27 protein-coding genes and 1 other annotated feature are annotated in these 24,153 nt (G+C 31.6%); of the genes, 25 read left to right on the forward strand and 2 right to left on the reverse strand.

Annotated features, from left to right (window positions below):
* The 14 genes from tgt to yfmH all read left to right on the forward strand — a co-directional run bounded on the left by tgt (window position 1) and on the right by yfmH (window position 12,933).
* Window positions 1-1,113 (forward strand): tRNA guanosine(34) transglycosylase Tgt, encoded by a 1,113-nt coding sequence (tgt, locus tag KQ51_RS06305; RefSeq protein ID WP_038470330.1) that lies wholly within the window; start codon window positions 1-3, stop codon window positions 1,111-1,113.
* Window positions 1,114-1,192: 79 nt separating this feature from the next.
* Complete coding sequence (gene ftsZ, locus KQ51_RS06310; RefSeq protein WP_038470333.1) at window positions 1,193-2,332, forward strand: cell division protein FtsZ; 1,140 nt, start codon at window positions 1,193-1,195, stop codon at window positions 2,330-2,332.
* Between the two features lie 41 nt (window positions 2,333-2,373).
* Window positions 2,374-2,541, forward strand: coding sequence for a hypothetical protein (locus KQ51_RS09750; RefSeq protein ID WP_158497952.1), 168 nt, complete (start codon window positions 2,374-2,376; stop codon window positions 2,539-2,541).
* Window positions 2,538-3,179 (forward strand): YggS family pyridoxal phosphate-dependent enzyme, encoded by a 642-nt coding sequence (locus tag KQ51_RS06315; protein WP_038470337.1) that lies wholly within the window; start codon window positions 2,538-2,540, stop codon window positions 3,177-3,179. The genes KQ51_RS09750 and KQ51_RS06315 overlap by 4 nt, the downstream gene beginning before the upstream one ends.
* Complete coding sequence (gene sepF / locus KQ51_RS06320; protein WP_038470341.1) at window positions 3,179-3,466, forward strand: cell division protein SepF; 288 nt, start codon at window positions 3,179-3,181, stop codon at window positions 3,464-3,466. Before KQ51_RS06315 ends, sepF begins: the two co-directional genes overlap by 1 nt.
* Before the next feature lie 5 nt (window positions 3,467-3,471).
* Entirely contained in the window at window positions 3,472-3,738 is a 267-nt protein-coding gene (locus KQ51_RS06325) for a YggT family protein (RefSeq protein WP_052609291.1), read from the forward strand.
* A gap of 53 nt (window positions 3,739-3,791) precedes the next feature.
* Window positions 3,792-4,421, forward strand: coding sequence for a YlmH/Sll1252 family protein (locus tag KQ51_RS06330; protein WP_158497953.1), 630 nt, complete (start codon window positions 3,792-3,794; stop codon window positions 4,419-4,421).
* Window positions 4,422-4,461: 40 nt separating this feature from the next.
* Window positions 4,462-4,673 (forward strand) — a binding site (T-box leader).
* Window positions 4,674-4,715: 42 nt separating this feature from the next.
* Window positions 4,716-7,442 (forward strand): isoleucine--tRNA ligase, encoded by a 2,727-nt coding sequence (gene ileS / locus KQ51_RS06335; RefSeq protein ID WP_038470347.1) that lies wholly within the window; start codon window positions 4,716-4,718, stop codon window positions 7,440-7,442.
* A 226-nt stretch (window positions 7,443-7,668) separates the two neighbouring features.
* Entirely contained in the window at window positions 7,669-8,340 is a 672-nt protein-coding gene (locus tag KQ51_RS06340) for a YczE/YyaS/YitT family protein (protein WP_038470350.1), read from the forward strand.
* Complete coding sequence (locus tag KQ51_RS06345) at window positions 8,333-8,995, forward strand: YczE/YyaS/YitT family protein (RefSeq protein WP_038470354.1); 663 nt, start codon at window positions 8,333-8,335, stop codon at window positions 8,993-8,995. The genes KQ51_RS06340 and KQ51_RS06345 overlap by 8 nt, the downstream gene beginning before the upstream one ends.
* Window positions 8,973-9,632, forward strand: a complete 660-nt coding sequence (gene deoC, locus KQ51_RS06350; RefSeq protein ID WP_038470357.1) for a deoxyribose-phosphate aldolase — start codon at window positions 8,973-8,975, stop codon at window positions 9,630-9,632. Before KQ51_RS06345 ends, deoC begins: the two co-directional genes overlap by 23 nt.
* 15 nt (window positions 9,633-9,647) lie before the next feature.
* Entirely contained in the window at window positions 9,648-10,358 is a 711-nt protein-coding gene (deoD, locus tag KQ51_RS06355) for a purine-nucleoside phosphorylase (RefSeq protein WP_038470360.1), read from the forward strand.
* Window positions 10,359-10,406: 48 nt separating this feature from the next.
* Complete coding sequence (yfmF, locus tag KQ51_RS06360; protein WP_038470363.1) at window positions 10,407-11,669, forward strand: EF-P 5-aminopentanol modification-associated protein YfmF; 1,263 nt, start codon at window positions 10,407-10,409, stop codon at window positions 11,667-11,669.
* Window positions 11,656-12,933, forward strand: a complete 1,278-nt coding sequence (gene yfmH / locus KQ51_RS06365; protein ID WP_038470366.1) for an EF-P 5-aminopentanol modification-associated protein YfmH — start codon at window positions 11,656-11,658, stop codon at window positions 12,931-12,933. The genes yfmF and yfmH overlap by 14 nt, the downstream gene beginning before the upstream one ends.
* Window positions 12,934-12,955: 22 nt before the next feature.
* On the opposite strand, the gene KQ51_RS09460 is transcribed toward yfmH, so the two are convergent.
* Complete coding sequence (locus KQ51_RS09460; RefSeq protein WP_052609293.1) at window positions 12,956-13,882, reverse strand: alpha/beta fold hydrolase; 927 nt, start codon at window positions 13,880-13,882, stop codon at window positions 12,956-12,958.
* A gap of 99 nt (window positions 13,883-13,981) precedes the next feature.
* On the opposite strand from KQ51_RS09460, the gene glpK reads away from it, so the two are divergent.
* From glpK to KQ51_RS06420, 10 genes are all read left to right on the forward strand, one after another.
* Window positions 13,982-15,472 carry a glycerol kinase GlpK gene (gene glpK, locus KQ51_RS06375; RefSeq protein ID WP_038470369.1) on the forward strand — a complete coding sequence of 497 codons (1,491 nt, stop codon included), beginning with the start codon at window positions 13,982-13,984 and terminating at the stop codon, window positions 15,470-15,472.
* Window positions 15,473-15,574: 102 nt separating this feature from the next.
* On the forward strand, window positions 15,575-16,441 hold the full coding sequence (locus KQ51_RS06380) for a DUF3137 domain-containing protein (RefSeq protein ID WP_038470372.1): 867 nt from the start codon (window positions 15,575-15,577) through the stop codon (window positions 16,439-16,441).
* Window positions 16,442-16,461: 20 nt separating this feature from the next.
* On the forward strand, window positions 16,462-17,025 hold the full coding sequence (locus tag KQ51_RS06385) for a LemA family protein (protein ID WP_038470376.1): 564 nt from the start codon (window positions 16,462-16,464) through the stop codon (window positions 17,023-17,025).
* Window positions 17,026-17,202: 177 nt separating this feature from the next.
* Entirely contained in the window at window positions 17,203-17,532 is a 330-nt protein-coding gene (locus tag KQ51_RS06390; protein WP_038470379.1) for a single-stranded DNA-binding protein, read from the forward strand.
* Window positions 17,533-17,660: 128 nt separating this feature from the next.
* Window positions 17,661-17,918 carry a hypothetical protein gene (locus KQ51_RS06395; protein ID WP_038470382.1) on the forward strand — a complete coding sequence of 86 codons (258 nt, stop codon included), beginning with the start codon at window positions 17,661-17,663 and terminating at the stop codon, window positions 17,916-17,918.
* A 4-nt stretch (window positions 17,919-17,922) separates the two neighbouring features.
* The gene (thyA, locus tag KQ51_RS06400; RefSeq protein WP_038470384.1) at window positions 17,923-18,804 is read left to right on the forward strand and encodes a thymidylate synthase; all 882 of its coding nucleotides are present in this window, start codon (window positions 17,923-17,925) and stop codon (window positions 18,802-18,804) included.
* Window positions 18,804-19,274: a dihydrofolate reductase gene (locus KQ51_RS06405; RefSeq protein ID WP_038470387.1), complete on the forward strand. Its 471-nt coding sequence runs from the start codon at window positions 18,804-18,806 to the stop codon at window positions 19,272-19,274. Before thyA ends, KQ51_RS06405 begins: the two co-directional genes overlap by 1 nt.
* Before the next feature lie 5 nt (window positions 19,275-19,279).
* Window positions 19,280-20,113 (forward strand): lysophospholipid acyltransferase family protein, encoded by an 834-nt coding sequence (locus KQ51_RS09465; RefSeq protein WP_052609295.1) that lies wholly within the window; start codon window positions 19,280-19,282, stop codon window positions 20,111-20,113.
* An 89-nt stretch (window positions 20,114-20,202) separates the two neighbouring features.
* Window positions 20,203-21,507 carry a pyrimidine-nucleoside phosphorylase gene (locus KQ51_RS06415; protein ID WP_038470390.1) on the forward strand — a complete coding sequence of 435 codons (1,305 nt, stop codon included), beginning with the start codon at window positions 20,203-20,205 and terminating at the stop codon, window positions 21,505-21,507.
* Between the two features lie 70 nt (window positions 21,508-21,577).
* Window positions 21,578-21,934, forward strand: coding sequence for a hypothetical protein (locus tag KQ51_RS06420; RefSeq protein WP_038470393.1), 357 nt, complete (start codon window positions 21,578-21,580; stop codon window positions 21,932-21,934).
* Window positions 21,935-21,966: 32 nt separating this feature from the next.
* On the opposite strand, the gene KQ51_RS06425 is transcribed toward KQ51_RS06420, so the two are convergent.
* Window positions 21,967-23,196 carry a CD0519/CD1768 family membrane protein gene (locus tag KQ51_RS06425; RefSeq protein WP_071162093.1) on the reverse strand — a complete coding sequence of 410 codons (1,230 nt, stop codon included), beginning with the start codon at window positions 23,194-23,196 and terminating at the stop codon, window positions 21,967-21,969.
* A gap of 314 nt (window positions 23,197-23,510) precedes the next feature.
* On the opposite strand from KQ51_RS06425, the gene KQ51_RS06430 reads away from it, so the two are divergent.
* Complete coding sequence (locus KQ51_RS06430; protein WP_038470396.1) at window positions 23,511-24,074, forward strand: energy-coupled thiamine transporter ThiT; 564 nt, start codon at window positions 23,511-23,513, stop codon at window positions 24,072-24,074.
* The last annotated feature ends 79 nt before the right edge of the window (window positions 24,075-24,153 follow it).

Here is a 24,153-nt window from a genome sequence, read left to right on the forward strand (position 1 = left end):
ATGGCAATAAAATATGAATTAATTCACGAAGACAAGCAAACAGGTGCAAGACTAGGTATCCTTCATACTCCTCATGGGAGTTTTGAGACACCTATCTTTATGCCAGTAGGCACAAAGGCAACTGTTAAAACGTTAGAAAATAGTGAAATCAAAGAAGTCTCAGATGGACTTATTTTAGGAAACACTTATCATTTATGGTTAGAACCAGGTGATGAGATTGTTAAAGATCATGGAGGAATCCGTGGTTTTAGTAAATGGGATGGTGCTCTTCTAACAGATAGTGGTGGTTTCCAAGTATTTAGTTTAAGTGATATTAGAAAGATTACAGAAGAAGGTGTTGAATTTAGACACCACAAATCAGGAGCTAAATTATTTATGTCTCCCGAAGACTCTATTAGCGTTCAAAACAACCTAGGTGCTGACATTATGATGTCATTCGATGAATGTCCTCCTTTCAGTTCAACCTATGAATACATGAAAGAAAGTGTTGAAAGAACTATTAGATGGGCAAAAAGAGGTAAAGATGCTCATAAGAATACTGAGACCCAAGCATTATTTGGGATTGTCCAAGGTGGACCGTATATGGACATTAGAAAAATGTGTGCTGAAGAATTAATCAAAATGGATTTTCCAGGTTATAGTATTGGTGGTTTAAGTGTTGGTGAAACAAAAGAAGAAATGTATACAGTTCTTGACGGCTTAAAAGATATCATGCCTAAAAACAAACCAAGATATCTTATGGGTGTTGGAACTCCGGACGATTTAATCGAAGGAGTTATCAGAGGAATTGATATGTTTGATTGTGTAAATCCTACTCGTATGGCTCGTCACGGAAGTGCGATGACAAGTGAGGGAAGAATCCCAATTAAGAACAAAACTTACCAAAAAGATATGACGCCATTAGACGCTAATTGTACCTGCAAAGTTTGCACGACATATACTAGAAGTTATATCAGACATTTATTCAAGGCCGAAGAGTATTTGGGGCCAAGATTGGTAAGTTATCATAATCTTTTCTTTTTGAAGAATTTAATGAAAAATGTAAGAAATGCAATAAGAAATGACCGATTACTGGAATTTAAAGAAGAATTTTTCTCTAAATACTACAAATAAGCCATTTAGAAAAATTTATCTTACTCTTTTTTGCAATATTATGATATAATAAATTAATAAGTTAATTGGAGGTACAAATATGTTTGAATCAATGGATAATTTTAATCAAAAACCTACAATTAAAGTAATCGGTGTTGGTGGCGGTGGAGGTAATGCTGTAAACCGTATGATCGAAAACGAAGTTCAAGGAGTTGAATTCGTAGCAATCAACACAGACGCACAAGTATTAAGACTTTCAAAAGCAGATTCCCGTTTACAGATAGGTAAAATGTTAACGCGAGGACTGGGAGCTGGAGCCGATCCTGAAATCGGAAGACGCGCATCTATTGAAAGTGAAGATGAACTACGTGAAATGTTAAGTGAAACCGATATGGTATTTATAACTGCAGGAATGGGTGGAGGTACTGGAACAGGTGCTGCACCAGTAATAGCTCGTATTGCCAGAGAATGTGGTTGCTTAACAATTGGGATTGTGACAAAGCCGTTTAGCTTTGAAGGAAGACGAAGAATCGCAACAGCTTTAGAGGGCTTAGACGCTCTAAAACCTTATGTAGATACATTAATCGTTGTGCCAAATGATCGTTTACTTTATATTGTTGATCGTTCAACATCTATGTTAGAAGCATTTAGAGAGGCAGACAAAGTTCTACGTCAAGGGGTTCAAGGTATTGCTGAAATAATCACAGTGCCAGGACTAATCAACGTAGATTTCGCTGACGTTAAAACAGTAATGAAAGATAAAGGTACTGCTCTTATGGGTATCGGAATTGCTAGTGGTGAAAATCGCGCTATTGAAGCCACAAAAAAAGCAATTCATTCACCACTATTAGATGCTAATATTGATGGTGCTACTGATGCAGTAGTAAATATAGCTAGTGGGATAGATATTGCCCTATGGGAAGTAAATGAAGCTGTAGAAGCAATTCAAAATGCTAGTTCTACAGAAATTAATATTATTTACGGTGCAACTGTAAATACCGATATTAAAGATGAGATTATCGTTACAGTAATTGCAACAGGATTCGATGAAAGTAAATCTGTTGAATTCAGTGATATTGGTTCTAAAGAATATGTAGAAGAACCAGTTGAAGAAACACCTGCTGAGAAACCTGTAGAAGATAAGAAATCTAAAAAACGCCGTAATAAAAAAGAACCAGCTAAAGAAGAAGAACCTTCTAAAACAAAGATTCCTTCTTGGTTGAAATCAAGATTTAAATAAGCGCTACTTGCGCTTTTTTAATACATATCGAGGTGATAGATTTGAAGAAAAAAGGTATCTATAATATCATTTATGCAGTTGTCATGGTTTTCTTAGTTGCTATTCTTGTTATACTACCAGATTTAGACGATACATTAACTCTAATACTCGCTAGTTTAGCTATTATTCTAACAAGTATTTTTACGTATTCAAATCGGAGAAAACGATGAGATTTTATACTAAGGAAGTTCTAAAAGATATCCCAAGTAATGTAACAGTTGTTGCTGCTACAAAATACTTTGGTCCTAAGGAAATGTTAGAACTGTTTGAAACAGGAATAACTAACTTTGGTGAAAATAGAGTTGAAGCACTTTTAGAAAAACAAGAAGCGCTTAAAGATATGCCTATCACCTGGCATTTTATTGGGACACTGCAAACCAAAAAAGTTAGAAAAATGATAGACGCCATTGATTTCCTTCATTCTCTTAACACATTTAAGCTTGCTGAGGAAATCAATAAAAGAAGAACATCTCCATTAAAATGTTTTATCCAAGTTAACATAAGTAGTGAAATATCTAAACATGGTTTTGAGAAAGATGAAATTATTCCCTTTTTAGAATCAATTAAACACTTCACTAACATTAAAGTTATTGGTTTAATGGGTATGGCAGAATTAACAGAAAATGAAGACATTATAAGTCAAGAATTTCAAGTATTAAATGATATTCAAAAAGAAATAAGGGAAACATTAAACATCGATTTAAAAGACCTATCAATCGGAATGAGTAACGATTACTTAATAGCTATTAAGCATAACGGTACATATTTACGATTAGGTAGTGTATTATTCAAGAAAGAGGTGTCATAATGGCAAAGAGTAAAAAAGCAATTGATCGCATTGATTTTGTAATGATGGATCAGGACCTTGATGTATTTAAGTTAGCTAACAAATTACTTAAAGGTACTCCTTTGATGATGAACTTTGAAGAATTCAATGTAATCGAAGCAAATAAAGTAATCACTTTCTTAAGTGGTGTAACTTATGCAATTAACGGTGAAATTGAAATGATTCAAGATAAAATCTTCTTATTTGCTACTAAACAAGACTACAAAGATGGCTCTCTAAGAAAATTTGTGAACGAATATAAGGAGTAATAACTATGCTTTTATTTTTAACACTCATAAGCTATGCACTAACCGCATACTACTATGTATTAATAGCTTCAATCCTACTAAGTTGGATACCTGAACTAAGAAAATCAAAAATCGGCCAAACAATTAATCAACTTGCAAATCCATATATGAGAATATTTCGAGGATTACTTGTATTTGGAATGATGGACTTCACTCCAATCATCGGTTTTATCCTATACCGTGTTGGTTTAGACTACTTCAATGAAATGATCAGGATTATTGCATCTAGATGATTAGTTTCAAAGACAAGATAACAAATATCTTAGATAATAAGAAAAGTGTATCCTTGCGTTTTCTAAATCTAGAAGAACAAACATATCTAAAGAAGATGAAAGAATGTGTTTTAAATGGTGGGTATGCTGAAGCCGAAAAGAAACGTGCTTACTTCTTCAATAACGAAGAAGCTAATATTGTATGTCTTAAAATTAATTACAATACTAAGTACCTAACTTTAACTCATCAAAACATTTTAGGAACATTACTTAGTTTAGGAATAACAATTGATTCAATCGGTGATATATTACCTAAACAAGGAGTTTTCTTTACTACTAAAGAGATTAGTAAAGAAATACTAACTTCATTCAATTCAGTAAATAAAGTAAGTATTGAACTAACCTCATATAATAAGGAATTAGTATTTAGTGAAAAAGAGTTTGAAGAATATCGAACGACACTTGATAGTTTACGTCTTGATTTAGTTATTAGTAAGATCTGTAAAATCAGCCGTAAAGAATCAAACATAATGATTGAAAAAGAACTTATCAAGTTAAATCATCAAATGAATAAGAAACCAACTGTAATAATTAAGGATAATGACATTATTTCAATTAGAAAATATGGTAGATTTAAAATTATTAATTCAAATAAACGATCTAAAAAAGGAAAAATTGTCTTAAATTATTATAAATATATATAAAAAGGTTGTATTTTATATTCAATTTGTTAAAATTATTAATGTTAATACTGTGACGAGGACAAGTATAGAATAAAAACATTTATAACAGAGACCAAGAATGCTGAGAACTTGGATAAATAATTGTTTTATATATCACCTCTGAGTTAAAATCTGAATCAAGTAAGATTTTAGGTATCTCTGCCTTAAAGAGTTAAGTGTCTAGGTAACTAGAAACTAAGGTGGTACCGCGGATTATTATAGTTCGTCCTTATATTTAAGGATGAGCTTTTTTTATATCAAAAAGGAGTGAGTAAAATGAGTAAAGACTACAAAGAAACTTTGCATATGCCTAGAACCGACTTTAAAATGAGAGGTAATCTAGGAAATAATGAACCATTAATGCAAGCAGCATGGAATGATCTTGATCTTTATAATGAAAGATTAAAGAAAAATGAGGGAAATAAGGAATACGTTCTTCATGATGGTCCTCCATACGCTAATGGTAATATCCATATCGGACATGCTTTGAATAAAACATTAAAAGATTTTGTTGTTCGTTATAAGGCAATGCGAGGATATTATACAAGATATGTACCTGGGTGGGATACACACGGGTTACCAATTGAAACTGCTTTAGTGAAAACTAAAAAAGTAAATCGTAATTTAATTGACAAAGTAGAATTTAGAAAGATGTGCGAAGAATATGCTAAAGAGCAAGTAGATAAACAACGCACACAGTTTAAACGTTTAGGGATATTAGGTGAATGGGATAACCCATATATAACTTTACAACCTAAGTATGAAGCTTCACAAATCAGAGTTTTTGCTGATATGGTAGAAAAAGGTTTAATCTTTAAAGGTAAAAAACCAATTTTCTGGAGTCCTTCAAGTGAAACTGCACTAGCAGAAGCCGAAATCGAGTATCATGATAAAAAAGATGCTTCTATTTATGTTGCTATGGACGCAGTTGAAAAACTAGGTTTAGTTGATTTTGACTTTAAGTACATTATCTGGACTACAACACCTTGGACAATCCCTGCTAACTTAGCAATTGCTGTTGGTGAGCAAATGCTTTATTCATTTGTTAAAGTTGATGACAAGGAAATCTACTTAGTAGCAACTGAATTATTAGAAGAGCTTACTAAACTATTTGAATGGGAAAAAGTTGAAACAGTAAAAGAAGTTAAAGGTCGTGAATTAGAAAACATGACTTATAAACATCCTTTATATGATAGAATCAGTCCTGTAGTTTTAGGACACCACGTAAGTACTGAGGGTGGAACTGGTTTAGTTCACACTGCTCCAGGACACGGGGAAGATGACTTTATGATTGGACAAAATTACGGACTTGAAACTTTATGTCCTGTTGATGGTAAAGGTCATATGACCGCAGAAGCTGGTAAATACGAAGGACAATTCATTGAAGTTTGTAATAAATCTGTTGTTGCAGATTTAGATGAAATGGGTTATTTATTAAAACTAGTTTGGATTACTCATAGTTACCCTCATGATTGGCGTACTAAAAAACCTGTTATCTTCCGTGCAACTGCACAATGGTTTGCTAGTATCGAATCATTAAAAGATGATATGATTAAAGAGATTAAAGAAATTACCTGGTACCCTAAATGGGGAGAAATAAGAATGGAAAACATGGTTAAAGACCGTAAAGCATGGTGTATTAGCCGTCAAAGAACTTGGGGAGTTCCAATTCCTGTCTTCTATAACGAAGACGGAACTGAAATCCTTGATAAAAATGTAATCAATCATGTTGCCAATATCTTTGAAAAAGAAGGTACTAACGCATGGTACTTAAGAACAGCTAAAGAGCTATTACCAAGTGGTTATACAAATGAAGCTTCACCTAATGGTGAATTCACTAAAGAAACAGATATCTTAGATGTTTGGTTCGATAGTGGAACATCTCACCAAGGTGGAATGAGTGACTTTGGTCTTCCTTATCCAAGTGATTTATACTTAGAAGGTAGTGATCAATATCGTGGTTGGTTTAATTCAAGTTTATCAACTGGTGTAGCTCATATGGGTAAATCACCTTACAAAACATGTTTAACACATGGTTTCGTGCTTGATGGTGATGGGCGCAAAATGTCTAAATCATTAGGTAATGTTATCGATCCTCTTAAAATCATCAAACAAATGGGTGCTGATATCTTACGTTTATGGGTAGCTAGTGTTGATTACCAAAGTGATGTTAGAATTTCTAATGATATGATGAAACAAGTTTCTGAGAGTTATCGTAAAATCAGAAACACATTCCGCTTTATGTTAGGAAACATCAAAGACTTCAATCCTCTTACTGACACAGTTCCATTTGAAAAACGTCCTGAAGTGGATCAATATATGACTATTAAAGTAAATAATTTAGTTAAAGAATGTTTATACCGTTATGATCACTTTGAATTTGATGCAGTATATAGAGAAATCACTAACTTTGTGACAAGAGAACTAAGTGCATTTTACTTAGATTTCACAAAAGATATCTTATATATCGTTAAAGCTGATGACTTACAAAGAAGAAGTGTTCAATCAGTATTGTATGAAGCATTACTTTCATTATTAAAACTATTAACTCCGTACCTACCACATACAACTCATGAAACATACCTTCATTTACCATATCAAGAGTTTAAAAATATGTATTTAGAAGATATGCCAGAAGTTAATGATTTAGGTAGTGAAGGATTACTTCAAAAATATGACAAGTTTATGAATATTAGAGATAATGTTTTAAAAGCTTTGGAAGAAGCTCGTAATAAACAAGTAATCGGTAAATCATTTAACGCAAAACTAACGCTTTATCCTACCGGTGATACTAAAGAATTACTAGAAAACTTAAATGCTAATTTAGGACAAATCTTCATCGTTTCCCAGTTTGAAATGAAAGAAGGAAAAGGTGAATATGAGTTCAATGAATTAAGTATTGATGTTGTTAAAGCAGATGGTGAAACTTGTGATAGATGTTGGCAAGTTGTAGAGCATACTCATGATGGTTTATGTGAACGCTGTACTGATGTTTTAAAATAATAATTAAAAAGGTCTAAATTTTAGACCTTTTTTATATACTATATTTTTATAATATAACTTCCTCACAAACCAAATGTTTGCAAAATAAACTATAATGAACATTAGACTTGATTTTTCTATTAAATTTTGTACAATTAGAATGGTCGTTAATCCTATAATATGGTTAGGAGTAATAAAAGTCCCCTAAAATTGACTTAACAACGATATATTTTAGGAGGTATATTTTATGAAAGGTAGAAAAATAGAGTTTTCATTAAAAAACATCACATTCTATTTACTCGGTTTCGTTATTATTGGATTAGGTGTTAACTTTATGAATAGCGCAGATCTTGGTGTTGGTGCTTGGGATACTGTTACTATTAATGGTCGTTACTTATTTAACAATGTTTTACATTTAGAATGGGTTACAATCGGTATGGTTTCAGCTTTAACAAGTACAATAATTATGCTTGCGGTTCTTATTTATCGAAAAGATATAGTATTTCTGTTTATGCTTATTCCCATTTTCTTAATGGGTTCGGTCATCGACTTTTGGAATATTATTGTTTTTGATAACTATATCGAATCAGTCATAATCATCCAAGTTCTTTTTTATTTTCTAGGAATTATTGCAATTCCTCTAGGGCTATCGTTTATTGTTAAATCAAATTTCCCTGCATTTGTTTTTGAAGAATGGACCTTTATGATGAGTGAAATTACTAAAAAGAGTTTTCAAGTTACAAGACTTATAATTGAAATCACTGGATTAACAATTGGATCTATCATAGGTTATCTAACTTTTTTTCAAACAGAAGGACATATTGGCGTAGTAAGTTTTGGTTCAATAATCTTTGCCTTTACTATTGGTCCAACATTACAGTTTTTCTTAAAAGTACTAAAGGTAAAAAACAATGGGTAAGAAAATATTAAAGGAACTAAGTATATCAAGGATAATAAAATATGTTATAGGAATGGTTTTGATTGCTTTCAGTGTCACTTTAATGTTAAAAAGTGATATTGGAAATAGTAGTTGGGATACTTTACACTATAGTATGGAACATCTATTTAATATTTCGTTTGGAATGGCAACCATTATAGTAGCTACATTCTTTATGATAATGGTAATAATCTTAAATAGAGATTTTAAATATCTATTAATGTGGATTCCCGTTTTAATCGTTGGTCCACTAATTGATTTGTTTATCTATTTAGTTGATGCAAAGACAGTTGCTGAAATATTTACGGTGCAAATCCTCTACTTTACATTAGGTATCACATTACTACCACTAGGTGGTGCATTCTTATTAATCTCTAACTATCCAGCAGGAGTATTTGATGAATTTAATCTTGCAGTAGTTCATAAGTTAAAATTAAAAAGTTTAGTCCCAACTCGTGTTATAATGGAATTAACTGCAGTGCTTATAGCCTTTATTTTAGGTCGAATAGCTGGAATCGGTTATGGTAAAATTGGCGTAGGTACATTAATATTTGCTATTACAGTAGGAATTTTCCTAAAAACATATCTAAAACTATTTGAAAGGATTGGTTTATATGAAAATCAACAAACTAATTGATCACACTTATTTAAAAGCATTTGGAACAGACACAGAATTAAACAAATTATTAGAAGAGGCAAAAGAGTTCGACTTCAAGAGCGTTTGCGTTAACCCGTTTTGGGTAGCTAAAGCTGCTAAAGAATTGAAAGGTACCGACGTTTTAGTATGTACTGTTATCGGATTCCCTTTAGGAGCTAATACATCAGCTGTTAAAGTTTACGAAGCAAAAGATGCAATTAACAACGGAGCTAACGAAATCGATATGGTTTTAAACGTTGGTAAAGTTAAAATGCAAGACTATGACTTCATTTATAATGAAGTAAAATCAGTTAAAGAAGCATGTGGTAATTTAACTCTAAAAGTTATCTTAGAAACTTGTTACTTAACTAAAGAAGAAATTAGATTAGCAAGTGAAGCTTGTATTAAAGCTGGTGCTGATTTTGTTAAAACTTCAACTGGTTTTGGAACTGGTGGAGCTTTAATTGAAGATGTTAAAATCATGAAAGAAGTTGCAAAAGATAAACAAGTAAAAGCTTCAGGTGGAGTTAGAAGCTTTGAAGATGTCGAAAAAATGGTAGAAGCAGGAGCTACAAGAATTGGTACTTCAAGTGGAGTTAAACTAGTTCAAGGTAAAGTTTCTGATTCAGATTATTAAGAGGAGGAATTACAAATGGCTACAGCACATATAGAAGCAAAAGAAGGCGTAATCGCTAAAACAGTCTTAATGCCCGGAGATCCACTTCGTGCAAAATTTATCGCTGATACATATTTAGAAAACGTTGTTCAATTCAACAATGTTCGAGGAATGTTAGGTTTCACAGGTACTTATAATGGTAAAACAATCTCAGTAATGGGTAGCGGTATGGGAATGCCAAGTATTGGAATTTACTCATACGAGCTATACAAATTCTATGGTGTTGAAAACATTGTTAGAATTGGTAGTTGTGGAGCATATACTGCTGACTTAGATCTTTATGATGTATTACTAGTTGATAGAGCTTGGAGCGAATCAACTTATCCTGAAACGCAATCAGGTGTTGAAACAGGAGAATATACATTCCCTGATGAAACATTAAATGAAGAATTATTAGTAGTTGCTAAGGAATTGAATATCCCAGTTACAAAAGGAACAATTCATTCAAGTGATGTATTCTATAGAGAAGACCGTACAGTTGGACAAAAAATCTTCAAAGAGAAAAATGCAATCGCAGTAGAAATGGAATCATTCGCATTATTCCATAATGCTAAAGTCCTTGGAAAAAAAGCTGCTTGCTTACTAACAGTTTCAGATAACCTAGTAACACAACAAGAAACAACTTCAGAAGAAAGACAAAATGCTTTTACTAAAATGATGGATATTGCTTTAGGATTAGCTAAATAACAAAAATAAAATAAAAAGTGCTTTAAGCACTTTTTTAGGATGATAACCATGAAAATAAAACACATAAAACAAGATAACTTCAACATTAATATCTTAGAGACAAAGAAGTTCAAAACAACAAGAGTAGAAATTACTTTCGCAAACCACTTAACTAAGGAAAATACAACAAGAAGAGCGCTTTTACCATACCTTTTGAAATCTATCACAACAATTTACCCAACACGTTCAAGCTTACAGATAGCTTTAGAAGATATGTATAGTGCTGGTTTTGGCGCAGGAATTAAAAAAGTTGGTTTAACGCAAATAATTACTTTTGATCTTTCAATTATTAATAATAAATACACTTTTAATAATGAAGACCTGTTTTTGAAAGGAATTGATTTCCTAAAAGAGATTATTTTCAATCCTCAATTCAATGAAGAAATCTTTAATGAGGAAAAACGTTTATTAAATGAGTACTTCAAAGGTGTTTATGCTAATAAAATGCGTTACTCTGTTAAGGAAGCTCTCAATAGCATGTATAAGGGTGAACTTTATAATATCGATGCTTACGGTAATGAAGAAGAACTTGAAACTCTAACTCTAGAAGAATGTATTGAAGCTTACAATGATATGATTAATAATGATACAATCAATATCAATATCGTTGGTGATATCAACGCAGATGAAATCAAGACAATGATTAATAAAGAGTTAAACTTTAAACCAAGAGCAAACAACCTAGTATTAATCGATAATACAGAAAAACCTCTAAGAGATCATGAAGTTATCATTGAAAGTCAAAATGTTAGTCAAGCTAAATTAGTTATCGGTTATCAATTTCCTGTTTATTACAGTACTGATGAATACTATCAGGCAATTGTTTTAAATACTTTAATCGGTGGTGGGCCAGAAAGTCTCCTATTTAAGAAAATTAGAGAAGACTTAAGTTTAGTTTATTTTATAGGTAGTGCTTACGATCAAAACAAAGGTTCATTTATGATTTACAGTGGTATAAATCAAGACCACTATGGTGCAGTCGTAGAAGAAGTTGGCAATGTAATAAATAATATAGTAACCAAAAACTATGAAGATAAATTCCTTACAATAGCTAAAAAAGGTATCATTAGTGGTTTACTACAATCATTTGATAACGGTAATTCATTAATTTCAAGATTAAATTCTTTATCGTTATTTGATAAAAAACTTAACCTGGATGAATTAATCCGTAAAGTCAACGATGTCACTAAAGAGCAACTAGCAGATTTAGGACAATTAATCACTAGAGATATCACTTATCTTTTAAGGAATGATAATCATGAAAACAATTAACTTTGCCGATATAAATGAAACACTGTACTGTGAAGAATTATCTAATGGGCTACAAATTTACTTCTTACCAAAAAAAGGTTTCAATAAAACCTATGTAACGATATCAACCCCACTAGGGTCGAACGTTACTGATTATCAAGTTAATGGAACTAAAAAAACAATTCCCTTAGGAATTGCTCACTTTTTGGAACATAAATTATTTGATAAAGAAGGATTTGATTTAAGTGAGAAATTTGCCCTTAATGACGCCCAAGTAAATGCTTATACAATGAACACAAGAACTACTTACCTTTTCCACTGTACTGATAACTTAAATAAAAATATTGAAACATTGTTAAACTTAGTGTTTAACCCAATCTTCACAGAAGAAGGAATTAAAAGTGAACTAGGAATCATCGAACAAGAAATAAGAATGTATGAAGATGACCCTAACACAGTTCTTTATATGGGTTCGATTAGAAATATGTTTAACAATCATCCGGTTAGAAATGATATCTTAGGTACTGTTGAATCAATCGGAACAATTAATAAAGAAATGTTAGATGATGTCCACAGTGCGTTTTATAACCCATCTAACATGATTATGTTTGTTACAGGTAACTATGATTTAGATGAGGTATTAGAAGTAATAAAATCAAATGCACCTGTAATAGATAAAAAAGATGTTACCTTAAATCACATAATCGAAGATGTAAAAGTGAATGAAGCTAATGGATCTAAAGATCAAGAAGTTCTAATCGCAAATACTTTACTATCTGTCAAACTAGGAGCAACTGATTATAATACTGAAGACATCATAAAGAAGGAACTAACATATTCAATACTTTTAGATATGTTACTAGGTAAATCAAGCAACAATTATCAGGATTTGCTAAAGAAGGAACTTTTGAATGATACTTTCGGTTTAGATATTACTTTGGAAGAGTCTTATGGTTTCTTATTATTTGGTGGTAACACTAATAACCCTGAAGATTTTTATAAAGAGATGAAAAATATTCTAATAAATGCAAATGTAAATGAACTTAGTGAATTTCATTTCACAAGAGCTAAAAAACAAATTGTCGGTGGTTTCATTACTGCCCTTAATAGTTTAGAGTATATCGCAAACCAATTCACTAAATATCATTTTCAAAATGCATCTTTGTTTGATATACTACATATCGCAAAAGCAATTACCTTTGAAGATGTTAAAGAATCGGTTAAGTTTCTAAAGAATAAAGAATCATATACAACATTCACTGTTAATCCAAACAAAAAGCGATGATTTCATCGCTTTTTTTTATTTACTATAAGTTTCTTGTAATCCAGTCGCCAATTAGTTTGTAATGAGCAATTTTGTCTTGAGCATTTACAATCTCATGACGAGTATTATTCAATACGGTATATTTAACGTTTGAATAACCACAATCGTGATACATGTTATATAATTTTTTAGCATCAATCCCGTAATGTCCTAAACCATCTAAATCTCCAGATATAAAGAAAATGGCAGTAGCACTAGCACTATCTTTAATCATTCGCTTATTTTGGATTTCAGGGATAAATCTTAAAACATCTAATTGAGCACCGATTGTAAAAGGCATACCACAATATTTGTTTTCTTTAAAATCTCTTTGGATTTGGACATCGTCACTAATCCATTCAATTCTTTTATTAATAATTCCGTTCTTTTTCATACTTCTTATATGACTATCAAGAACACTATGATTAAAGAAATTACTTACGTATTTATCGCCTTTAATCATTGATATAACTTTTGCGATAATACGTCCATAAGTTAATGATATTGGCTCAAACAAACCAGTACCACTAAATATTGCTTGATCGTATCGTTTATGATCATGTAAAATTGAATATCTTCCAATAAAAGAACCCATTGAATGTGCAAACATTATCACAGGTAGTTTTGGATAGTTCTCTTCAATGTAATCACGAACGGTTTTTATACCTTCATATAATTGGTGGAAACCAATTGTAGATTCAAAATATACGTAATCTAAGTTAGTAGAAGTTTTCCCGTGTCCTAAATGGTCATTACCAATTACATGATAACCCATATTATTCAAGTATTCTGCGAATTCATGATATCTATCAGCATATTCTGCAGCACCATGAATCAACTGGACAACACCTTTTGGTTTTTCTGTTGTTTCCCATAAGTAAGTATGAATTTCGTGCTCGTAAGGATCTTGAAGTTTGAACTCTTTTTTCATAAATACCACCCCTCTAGTCAATATTATAACATAAACGATATAAATAGTTTATTATTTCATAGAAATTTGTTAAAATATTAAGTAATAGAGGTGATTAATTTGAAAAAATACGTAATTGCAATCGATCAAGGAACAACGTCATCTAGAACTATTGTTTTTAATAGAAAAGGTGAAATCGTATCATCAAGTCAACGTGAGATAGAAATGATATACGAAAAGGAAAACTACGTTGAACAGAACGCTTACGACATTTGGAGTACAGTTCTTAGTACTTTAGCAGAAAGTCTATTAACCGCAGAAATCTTACCAGAAGAGGTTTCTAGTATTGGAATTACTAACCAAAGAGAAACAACTATTCTTTGGGATAAACGAAATGGTAAACCAATATATAAGGCTATCGTATGGCAAAGTAAGCAAAGTAACGATATTTGTGATGAATTAAAGGAAAAAGGATTAAATGATTTCTTTAAACAAAAAACTGGTCTTTTAATCGACCCTTACTTTAGTGCTACTAAGATTAAATGGGTTTTAGATAATGTAGCTGGTGCAAAACAGCTGATGGATGAAGGTAATCTAATGTTTGGGACTGTTGATACTTGGCTTTTATATAAGTTGAGTGGGAATAAAGTCCATAAAACAGATTATACAAACGCCTCAAGAACATTACTTTTTAATATCTTTGAAAAGAAATGGGATTTAGAAATATTAGAATTACTAGGAATCAATCCTAATATCTTACCTGAGGTATGTGATTCAAATAGTGTATTTGGAATTACCGCAAGACAAACATTCTTCGGTGCAGAGATACCAATAGCTGGTATTTTAGGAGATCAACAATCTGCATTATTCGGACAACTTTGCTTGGAAGAAGGTAGCATTAAAAACACTTATGGTACTGGTTGTTTTATGTTAATGAATACCGGAACAACCCCAACTTTAAGTTCTAAAGGTCTTTTAACAACAATAGCTTACACAATTGATGGTGTAACAACATATGCATTAGAAGGAAGTGTTTTTGTTGCTGGTAGTGCAATCCAGTGGTTAAGAGATCAACTTGATTTCTTTATGGATTCCAGTGAGAGTGAAGCATTAGCTACTAGTGTTGATGACAATTACGGAGTTGTTTTAGTCCCCGCTTTTGTTGGGTTAGGAACACCATACTGGGACACTGAAGCTAAAGGTGCAATCTTTGGCTTAACTAGAGGAACAAACAAAGCACATATCACAAGAGCTACTTTGGAAAGTCTAGCTTATCAAACTAAAGACATTATCAATGTTATGAGTAAGGAATCAAAAATCGCGCCTACATTTTTAAAAGTTGATGGTGGAGCTGCAAAAAACAACTTTTTGATGCAATTTCAAAGTGATATTTTAGATATTGAAATCCTCAGACCTAAAATCAATGAAACAACTGCTTTAGGGGCTGCTTATATGAGTGGTTTAGCTACAAATTTCTTTAAAGATATTGCTGAAATTAAAAATCTGACATCATTAGATAAAACTTTTAAACCAAATATGAATGAGGAGAAAAGAAATACTTTGTATAATAACTGGTTAAAAGCAGTTGAAGTAACTCGAAAATTTAAGTAAAAAACTATCATCTACCTTTTATTTAAGCCATTTTTATTGTATAATGTAGAATAGTTTATAATAGAAATGATAAATAGTATAATATTATGAGGGTGATTAGAAATGGTAAATGATTTAGAGAAATACGTAGAAAGAAAAAAGAAAGCTGAGAAAAGAATCATAATTGGTGCAGCAATAATCCTTATCGGTGCTCTTGGTTTACTGATAGGACAAGATTATGGATTTATTATTCTAATAATTGGTGTTATTGTTGGTGGAGTGTTTGCAGGATTAGGTGCTAATGATTTCCAAAAGCTATCTAAAACCTTTAAAGTAGAAGTTATTTCTGGCTTAATGGAGAGTTTAGTTGATAATGGAAAATACGATCCACACTTTGGTTTATCTCAAACTCAAGTATATTCTTCAGAGTTCCTGAAAAGAGCCGATCGTTATCACAGTGAAGATTTCTTAAGTGGAAGCATGGAAGATGTCAACTTTGTTTCAAGTGATGTTAAACTTGAAGAAAGACATGTTCGACATACTAAAAACGGGACAGAGACTTATTACGAAACATACTTCCTAGGAAGATTATTCGTCTTTGAGTTTAACAAATCATTTGATGGATACTTACAAGTCTTAGAAGGTGCAAGACCAACAGTCAATCGTAAGTACAAAAAAGTGAAATTGGAAAGTGTTCAGTTTAATAAAAAATTCAAAACATATTCAACAAGTGAACATAGTGCATTCTATGTGTTAACACCACATTTTATGGAAGCATTATTAAACTTTGAAAAGAAGAATAGAGGAAAGATTTATTTCTCTTTTATCGATAATATGCTTTATATCGGTATAAATAATTTCATCGATACTTTCGAACTAAAGATGTTTAGAAAACTAGATAACACAGTATTTGCTGAGTTTGAAAGAGACCTTTTAGTAATCAAAGATGTTATCATAGAATTAAAATTAAATAATTCAATTTTTCAATAAAAAATAAGGAGTGAAGTAAAATGGATGGTTTTTTAATAGTATTATTTGTCGTTATCGGATTAGTTGTAGTAGTGGGATTATGGTACATAGCAACAATGAATCGTTTACGTCAATTAGAAGTAAAAGTAAACGAAGCAGAAAGTGGAATTGACGTTGCACTTACAAAACGTTTTGATGTACTAACTAAATTAGTTGGAGCAGTTAAAGGTTATGCTAAACATGAAGCAGAAACATTTGAAAATGTTACTAAATGGCGTGCAGGATTACCTAAAAGCCTTACACTACAAGAAAAACAAGAGTTTATGGGCAAAATGGATGCAGTTCAATCAGGTATCAATGTTCAAGTTGAAGCTTATCCTGAATTAAAAGCAGAAAAGTCGTTCTTAAACTTACAAAGAAACATTACTGACGTAGAAGAACATTTACAAGCTGCAAGAAGACTTTATAACTCAAATGTTTCAACAATTAACTCAAGTATCGTTACATTCCCTACAAGCTTTGTAGCTAATGCGATTCATATGACTAAAAAAGAATTCTTTGAAGCAGAAATTTCAAAACGTAAAGACGTTGAAATTAGTTTCTAATTTGTAATTTCTTAAAAATTTGATAAAAAGTATTGAGTAATTACAGTAAAACAATCAAATAACAAATAAAAACCAGTGATTTTCTAAAATCCTGGTTTTTTGTTTACCTATAGCCCTTTTTTAGAATTTAGATATTCTCCTCATAAGTACTATACTCTAAATAACAAAGGAGGTATTATGTTAAATCAAATTATACTAGTAGGTAGATTAGTTTATGATCCTGAATTAAGAACTTTAGATGATGGAAGAAAAGTTACGACAATTACTATGGCAATACAACGTCCCTATAAAAATGCTGAAACTGGTGAATACGACACTGATTTTATTAAGTGTACACTGTGGACTGGAATTGCTGAAAACACCGTAAATTACTGTAAAAAAGGTAGTGTTATAGGTGTCAAAGCAAGACTAGCTCAAAGGTATTTTGAATATGACGAGGGTAAAACATTTAGCTATGGCGAAGTAATTGCTGAAAAGATTACATTTATAAATACTAAAAAAGAATAACAAAGTCATATCGACTTCCCTAGAAAAAAGTGCGAAAGCACTTTTTTTGCTATTTATAGTAATATATATTTAAATATATAGTGTAATTTGGTATAATTGTTTTAGTCTAGAAACACATGGTGATAATTATGAAGAAATGGCTTAAAGAAAACATATTTGTAAAAGATATGTTTATATATATTTTAATTGCTGCACTTATATTTTACATTCCGGTTTGGGCCCTTGGGTTCTTTGGAATTGTAACGAGTGATAGTTGGTATTTTGGTGGTGCGGTTGCATGGGTTTTATTCTGGGCAGGTCCTTTCACTCCAACAATACCGATCATTTTTGCTATCGCAGTCTTTTTAAAGCAATTAGTAAAAAGAATCAGAGGAGACAAGGAGTGAGACTATGAAACAGTATTTAGAACTATTACAACATATACTAGATAATGGCGAATTAAAGACAGATCGTACTGGTACTGGTACAATCTCAACCTTTGGATATCAAATGCGTTTTAACTTACAAGATGGGTTTCCATTACTAACAACTAAAAAAGTTCACTTAAAGTCAATTATTCATGAATTGCTTTGGTTTATTAAAGGTGATACAAACATTAAATACTTAGTTGAAAACAATGTTCGTATTTGGAATGAATGGCCATATCGTGATTTTAAAGACAGTCCTGATTATAAAGGTGAAACTTTAAAAGAATTTGTAGCTATGATAAAAAGCGATGAAACTTTTGCTAAGAAATACGGAGAACTTGGACCGGTTTATGGTAGGCAATGGCGTCATTTTGAAGGTCCTGACGGACGTTTTGTTGATCAGTTAGCTGAAGTAATCGAAATGATTAAAACAAATCCTTCTAGTAGAAGATTAATTGTAAATGCATGGAATCCACCATTAATCCCTGACATGGCATTACCGCCATGCCATATGATGTTTCATTTTTATGTTAATAACAATAAATTGTCTTGTCAATTATATCAAAGAAGTGCCGATACATTTTTGGGTATTCCTTTTAATATTGCAAGTTATGCATTATTAACAATGATGATAGCTCAAGTTTGCGATTTAGAATATGGGGACTTTGTTCATACTTTAGGAGATGCACATATTTATAAGGATCACTTAGAACAAGTAGATTTACAACTATCAAGAGATATTAGAGCATTACCAACAATGAAGATTAATTCAAATATCAAAAACATCGAGCAATTCAGATATGAAGACTTTGAATTAGTTGGATATAATCCTCATCCTTTAATAAAAGGTAAGGTAAGTGTCTAATGGTTAATCTAATCGTTGCCATCGGTAAGAACAACGTTATCGGTAAAGGAAATAAACTTCCTTGGCACTATAAAGAAGATATGAAATACTTCAAAAAAACAACAACTAATCAAACCGTGATTATGGGAGAGGAAACATTCAAGTCAATTCTTTCGTATATCGATAAACCATTACCTAACAGAACGAGTGTAATAGCTACTTTAAGTGATTATACTTATCCTGGTGTTGAAACGACAAATGATATCATCAAATATCTAAAAAACTATCCTAAAGATAAGGAAATCTTTATTATTGGTGGTAAAATCATTTATGATTTAACCTTAGATATAGCTGATAGATTATATATAACTCATATCGATAAAGAATATGAGGGAGATGTATTCTTTAAGACAATTAATTATGAAAAATATAATAAAATTATGGAAAATATCATAGGAGAACTAAACTTCTCTATCTACGAAAGGAGATAACACCTATGTTTATTGCTAGTTATTATCTATTTTGGGTAATATATACCTATTTATTTACATTAATATTTAATTTAGACTTTACGAACTTGGCCAATCCTTGGCTATATGTTTTATTAGTAGTATCAATTTTATTATCAGCAATTATAAGTTTCGCTACACAAATCATCATTACACAAATTTTTGGGATATTCAGACAAAATAAAGGAATAAAAGATCAATTCAACCATAAATTTGCTAATTCATTATTACGTTTTGGAACTCATTTAATGCGCGCAAAGGTTATAGTAACGGGAAAAGAAAACATCCCTGAACCTGATCACAATTTCATTTTGATGTCAAATCATCAAGAAAATTGGGATATCCTAATCCTTAAACCGATTTTTAAAGACCACATAGTAAATTTTATAGCTAAAGCAGCCTTAACTAATTTACCTATTTTTGGAAGATGGATTGAAGTATTAGGAAATGTCTTTATTTCTCGATACGCCGACAGAAGTGCAGCTGAATCAATAATTAAGGGAATCAGAAATTACAAATCAGGAACCTCAATGGGAATCTTCCCAGAAGGTAAAAGAGCTTTTGGTAATGAAATGATTGATTTCAAATCAGGGGCTATGAAATTAGCAATGAAACCGCAAGCTGATATTTTGATTGCGACACAATATGATACTTGCAAAGCCTTTAAATCTATTCCATGGAAAAGATATCACATTAGAGTTCACATCCATCCAATCCTAAAATTTGAAGATTACGAAGGTTTAAATTCTCATGAAGTTAGTGCTAAAGTAAAAGCAACAATTCAAAAACAACTTGATATATTTAAAAAAGAACTTAATTAAGAGGTGTAAACCTCTTTTTTTGTTGTCATATTTCTTTTGTTTTGCATTCAGTTTATGTTATAATATAATGTTTTCGAGGAGTGATATATATGAGAATGGTCGATTTAATCGAGAAAAAAAGAGACAATCAAGAATTAACAAAAGAAGAGATCAACTTTATAATAAGTGGATACACAAATAAGGATATCCCTGATTACCAAGTAAGTGCTTTATTAATGGCTATTTACTTTAATGGGATGACAAACGATGAATCAACTGCTTTAACTATGGCTATGTTAAATAGCGGAGATACTATTGATTTAAGTAAGGTCGAAGGTATTAAAGTAGACAAACATTCAACTGGTGGTGTTGGTGATAAAACGACTTTAGTTTTAGGACCTCTTGTTGCTAGTGCTGGTGTTAAAGTAGCTAAACTATCAGGTCGTGGTTTAGGCCATACTGGTGGTACTTTAGATAAACTAGAAAGTATTCCTGGTTTATCAATTAACATTGAAATTGAAGATTTTATTAAACAAGTTAATGATTTAGGAATCGCTGTAGCAGGACAAACAGCTAATTTATGTCCAGCTGATAAATTACTTTACGCACTGCGTGATGTAACTGCGACAGTACCAAGTATTCCTTTAATCGCTTCAAGCATAATGAGTAAGAAATTAGCTAGTGGTAGTGATGTTATTGTTTTAGATGTAAAAATCGGTGACGGTGCATTTATGAAAACTATTGAAGAAGCTAGAGAATTAAGTAAAGTTATGGTTGGAATTGGAACAAGTGTTGGTAAAAGAGTAGTTGCTTTTATTACTGATATGGGACAACCTTTAGGTTTTGCTGTTGGTAATAAACTAGAAGTAATTGAAGCTATTGAAACATTACAAGGTAATGGTCCAGAAGATTTAACTGAATTATGCAATGAAATTGGTGCTTATATGGTTTATTTAGGTGGTAGAACTGCGACTTTAGAGGAAGCTAAAACTCTTATAAAAGAGCAAATCACATCAAATAAGGCTAGTGAGAAACAACACAAGTTAATTGAAATGCAAGGTGGAAAACTTCCTGACTTAGACGGATTTGTTCAAGTTAAAGAAGTTGTTGAGGTTGTTTCTGGAACTGCAGGTTACATTGAAGATATCGATGCATTAGCAATTGGTGTTGCAGCAATGAAACTTGGTGCTGGTAGAGAAACAAAAGACCAAGATGTAGATCCTGATGTTGGTGTTGTATTAAATAAGAAAGTTGGAGACTTTGTTAAAGAAGATGAAGCTTTAGCTTATGTTTATAATAATAAAGAAGACATTGAAAGTATCTTGGAAGAAATTAGTGATGCATTTGTTATTACTGAAAAACCTGTAGAGAAAAAATCAATTATCTTTGAAATAATAACTGAAAAAGACCTTTAATAAGGTCTTTTTTTTGCATATTAGTTTAGTTTGTCATCCAAATTACATATAATGAGGTGGAGGTGATACAATGAACGATAAGGTTAAAAAGTTTAATAAATTTGAAACTATCTTTTTTAGAATTCATTTATTTGTTTTTGGATTTGGTGCATTCCTACTTATGCTTATGTTCTTAGCTCAAAATGCAATTGAAAGCATTGCTAGAACATTCTTAGTATTCGCATACTTTATGATGTATGTTGTCATTATTAACTTTATAATTAGCTTAGTAAGATTACTGAAGTACTTATTCGCATTTAAGGATATTGAAGAATCACCATCTATAAAAAGAACATTGGCAATTATTCTAACTTCTCCTATATCATTGGCGATTTTTTTTATAGTTACTCTGACTTTATCGTTGTCACTTGCATCTTGTAGCTTTTAAAAAAGAAGAAATCTTAGATTTCTTCTTTTTTTTTAGAATAAATTAATTATAAAGTTCCAAATATCTTGCAGATAAGTTCCAAGAAAGTTGAATAATGTAATTGCGTAAGGGGTAATGAATCCAACAAATATAAATAAGTAGTTCGCAGCAACCCCGCTTACTAATCCCCCAATTGTATGGGCAATGATTGCTTTTGTTGTTAATGGTCTTGAATGCAATGCATCCATCATTCCAACATGAGTACTTAAGTAACCACTCCAAGTTGTACCAATAGCAGTGAATACTGCAATATCCTTAATCCCAATATAGCCTTGATTTAAGAATTCCTCAACAAATCCAACCGCAGCTCCAGCACTACCTAATGAAGTTAAGGGGAATGCAATGGCCTCTGGTGAAGTGAAACCAAATAAAGGCTTAAAGATAAACATCAAATGTTGTCCAATTTTTGGTAGATAACCAATTCCTTCTAACGCAGAACCAGTAAACCCACCAATAGGAGGTTGATTTGTGATCATAATAATGAAAGTAGAGATAATTAAAATACCAGGAATTATTTGTAAGCCGATATCAACTCCGTTCTTACCACCATCAAGTGCACTTTCTAACAATCTATTTATAAAGGTACCTTCTCTCGTTTCACGGAGAAATTCGTCACCTTCAATTTTCTTTATAGGATTGTCATTCTTAGGAACATTGTAATGCTTCTTAGCATAATACGTAAGCATTCTAACACTAACAATACTCCCAATAATACTCGCAATGACACCAAGTCCAACAGCTAAGAAGAAGTTTCCTACTTCAGCATAATCCTGTTGTAAACTAATAAACGTAATTGCTATTACTAACCCCATCCCGAAACTAGTTCCAAGATTTACTAATACAGGAATCTGATAATCTTTAAATCTTTTCCTGAATTCTTTTTCTTTATATAAACTAATTACTGCAGGATTATCTGATAAATAAGCACTAACTGCTCCAATACCAGCAACTCCAGGTAATCGATATATTAATCTAACAATTGGTCCCAAAATAACATTGAATAAGGCAACAATACCAAACTCACTAAAAACACCTGCGGCAGCTCCTGTTAAAACAGCAACTCCCATAATCCAAAAGGCAATGTTAATTAACAGGTAATAACCTGTATCAATAGCTGTTCCTAAGAAGTTAGCTAGGCCCATTTCATACGAGAAAACTACAAAAACTAAAATAAAAAATCCAAGGACAATGTATGTCTCTAGACTTACTGGTTTTTTCTTCATGATAACCTCCAAATAAAAAGTAATTACGAGAAAGATTTTAAACCCTTTTATTAAATAATACAACCTTTTTTTTCTTTTTTTATTAAGCGCTTTCAAAACTGTAAAAACCTTGCATTAACAAGGTACATATTATATAATGAAATTGCCATAAAATCGGGGAGCTTAGAGAACTAGGCTGAGAGTATTCTTGTAACTAGAATAGACCTTACCTGATCTGGATAATGCCAGCGTAGGATAAACTTTTTAATTTTCTTTTAAAAACAATTTGTCCTAAGTTTTATTGGACAAATTTTTTATTTTAAAAGGAGAGAAAGATGAAAAACACAAAACTTATCACCGAAGTTGCAATTCTTGTAGCTTTAGCAGTTGTTCTTGAAGTAGTTTTCACTGGACTAGCTGCATTCTTCCCATTTTTAGCTTTACCTTATGGAGGAAGAGTATCACTTTCAATGTTACCAATATTTATCGTAACGTATCGTCATGGCTTTAGATATGGTATCTATGCCGGAGTAATTTATTCAATTATGAATTTATTATTAGATGGTGCCATTTATCACTGGGCTAGTGTACCTCTAGATTACTTAATTGCATTTGGTTCTCTAGGTTTAGGTTACATCGGAGTATTACTATTAGGTAAAAACTTTAAAGGTTTTGCTCTTATGGTTGTTATTGGTTCATTCTTTAGATTTTTATCAAGTTTTATCTCAGGAATAATCTTAGTAACTGCTAATCCAACATGGTTACCTGGTGAATTTACAGCAATCGCTCCATATAGTGCAGTATATAACGCATACTACATGGTTCCAAGTGCTATCCTTATTATCATCGTTGGTTATTTCTTAATGAAAAGAATCAATGTTGAAGGAGATTTATTTTAAATAAAAGTAACAATAGTTAGTTTTATAATTTTAAAATTATGTATATCATTAAAAACGCACATTTCTGTGCGTTTTTTTG

The sequence above is a fragment of the Candidatus Izimaplasma bacterium HR1 genome, assembly GCA_000755705.1.
Lineage (GTDB): Bacteria > Bacillota_I > Bacilli_A > Izemoplasmatales > Izemoplasmataceae > Xianfuyuplasma.

What these genes read in the sequence shown, in the direction of transcription:
- ileS (WP_038470347.1), top strand. Translation starts at nt 4,716, where the DNA reads ATGAGTAAAGACTACAAAGAAACTTTGCATATGCCTAGAACCGACTTT.
- KQ51_RS06315 (WP_038470337.1), top strand. Translation starts at nt 2,538, where the DNA reads ATGAGATTTTATACTAAGGAAGTTCTAAAAGATATCCCAAGTAATGTA.
- KQ51_RS06430 (WP_038470396.1), top strand. Translation starts at nt 23,511, where the DNA reads ATGAAAAACACAAAACTTATCACCGAAGTTGCAATTCTTGTAGCTTTA.
- ftsZ (WP_038470333.1), top strand. Translation starts at nt 1,193, where the DNA reads ATGTTTGAATCAATGGATAATTTTAATCAAAAACCTACAATTAAAGTA.
- KQ51_RS06395 (WP_038470382.1), top strand. Translation starts at nt 17,661, where the DNA reads ATGAAGAAATGGCTTAAAGAAAACATATTTGTAAAAGATATGTTTATA.
- deoC (WP_038470357.1), top strand. Translation starts at nt 8,973, where the DNA reads ATGAAAATCAACAAACTAATTGATCACACTTATTTAAAAGCATTTGGA.
- KQ51_RS06385 (WP_038470376.1), top strand. Translation starts at nt 16,462, where the DNA reads ATGGATGGTTTTTTAATAGTATTATTTGTCGTTATCGGATTAGTTGTA.
- KQ51_RS06405 (WP_038470387.1), top strand. Translation starts at nt 18,804, where the DNA reads ATGGTTAATCTAATCGTTGCCATCGGTAAGAACAACGTTATCGGTAAA.
- KQ51_RS06390 (WP_038470379.1), top strand. Translation starts at nt 17,203, where the DNA reads ATGTTAAATCAAATTATACTAGTAGGTAGATTAGTTTATGATCCTGAA.
- thyA (WP_038470384.1), top strand. Translation starts at nt 17,923, where the DNA reads ATGAAACAGTATTTAGAACTATTACAACATATACTAGATAATGGCGAA.
- KQ51_RS06420 (WP_038470393.1), top strand. Translation starts at nt 21,578, where the DNA reads ATGAACGATAAGGTTAAAAAGTTTAATAAATTTGAAACTATCTTTTTT.
- KQ51_RS09465 (WP_052609295.1), top strand. Translation starts at nt 19,280, where the DNA reads ATGTTTATTGCTAGTTATTATCTATTTTGGGTAATATATACCTATTTA.
- yfmF (WP_038470363.1), top strand. Translation starts at nt 10,407, where the DNA reads ATGAAAATAAAACACATAAAACAAGATAACTTCAACATTAATATCTTA.
- KQ51_RS06380 (WP_038470372.1), top strand. Translation starts at nt 15,575, where the DNA reads ATGGTAAATGATTTAGAGAAATACGTAGAAAGAAAAAAGAAAGCTGAG.
- sepF (WP_038470341.1), top strand. Translation starts at nt 3,179, where the DNA reads ATGGCAAAGAGTAAAAAAGCAATTGATCGCATTGATTTTGTAATGATG.
- KQ51_RS09460 (WP_052609293.1), bottom strand. Translation starts at nt 13,882, where the DNA reads ATGAAAAAAGAGTTCAAACTTCAAGATCCTTACGAGCACGAAATTCAT.
- KQ51_RS06325 (WP_052609291.1), top strand. Translation starts at nt 3,472, where the DNA reads ATGCTTTTATTTTTAACACTCATAAGCTATGCACTAACCGCATACTAC.
- tgt (WP_038470330.1), top strand. Translation starts at nt 1, where the DNA reads ATGGCAATAAAATATGAATTAATTCACGAAGACAAGCAAACAGGTGCA.
- KQ51_RS06345 (WP_038470354.1), top strand. Translation starts at nt 8,333, where the DNA reads ATGGGTAAGAAAATATTAAAGGAACTAAGTATATCAAGGATAATAAAA.
- deoD (WP_038470360.1), top strand. Translation starts at nt 9,648, where the DNA reads ATGGCTACAGCACATATAGAAGCAAAAGAAGGCGTAATCGCTAAAACA.
- KQ51_RS06415 (WP_038470390.1), top strand. Translation starts at nt 20,203, where the DNA reads ATGAGAATGGTCGATTTAATCGAGAAAAAAAGAGACAATCAAGAATTA.
- yfmH (WP_038470366.1), top strand. Translation starts at nt 11,656, where the DNA reads ATGAAAACAATTAACTTTGCCGATATAAATGAAACACTGTACTGTGAA.
- KQ51_RS06425 (WP_071162093.1), bottom strand. Translation starts at nt 23,196, where the DNA reads ATGAAGAAAAAACCAGTAAGTCTAGAGACATACATTGTCCTTGGATTT.
- KQ51_RS06340 (WP_038470350.1), top strand. Translation starts at nt 7,669, where the DNA reads ATGAAAGGTAGAAAAATAGAGTTTTCATTAAAAAACATCACATTCTAT.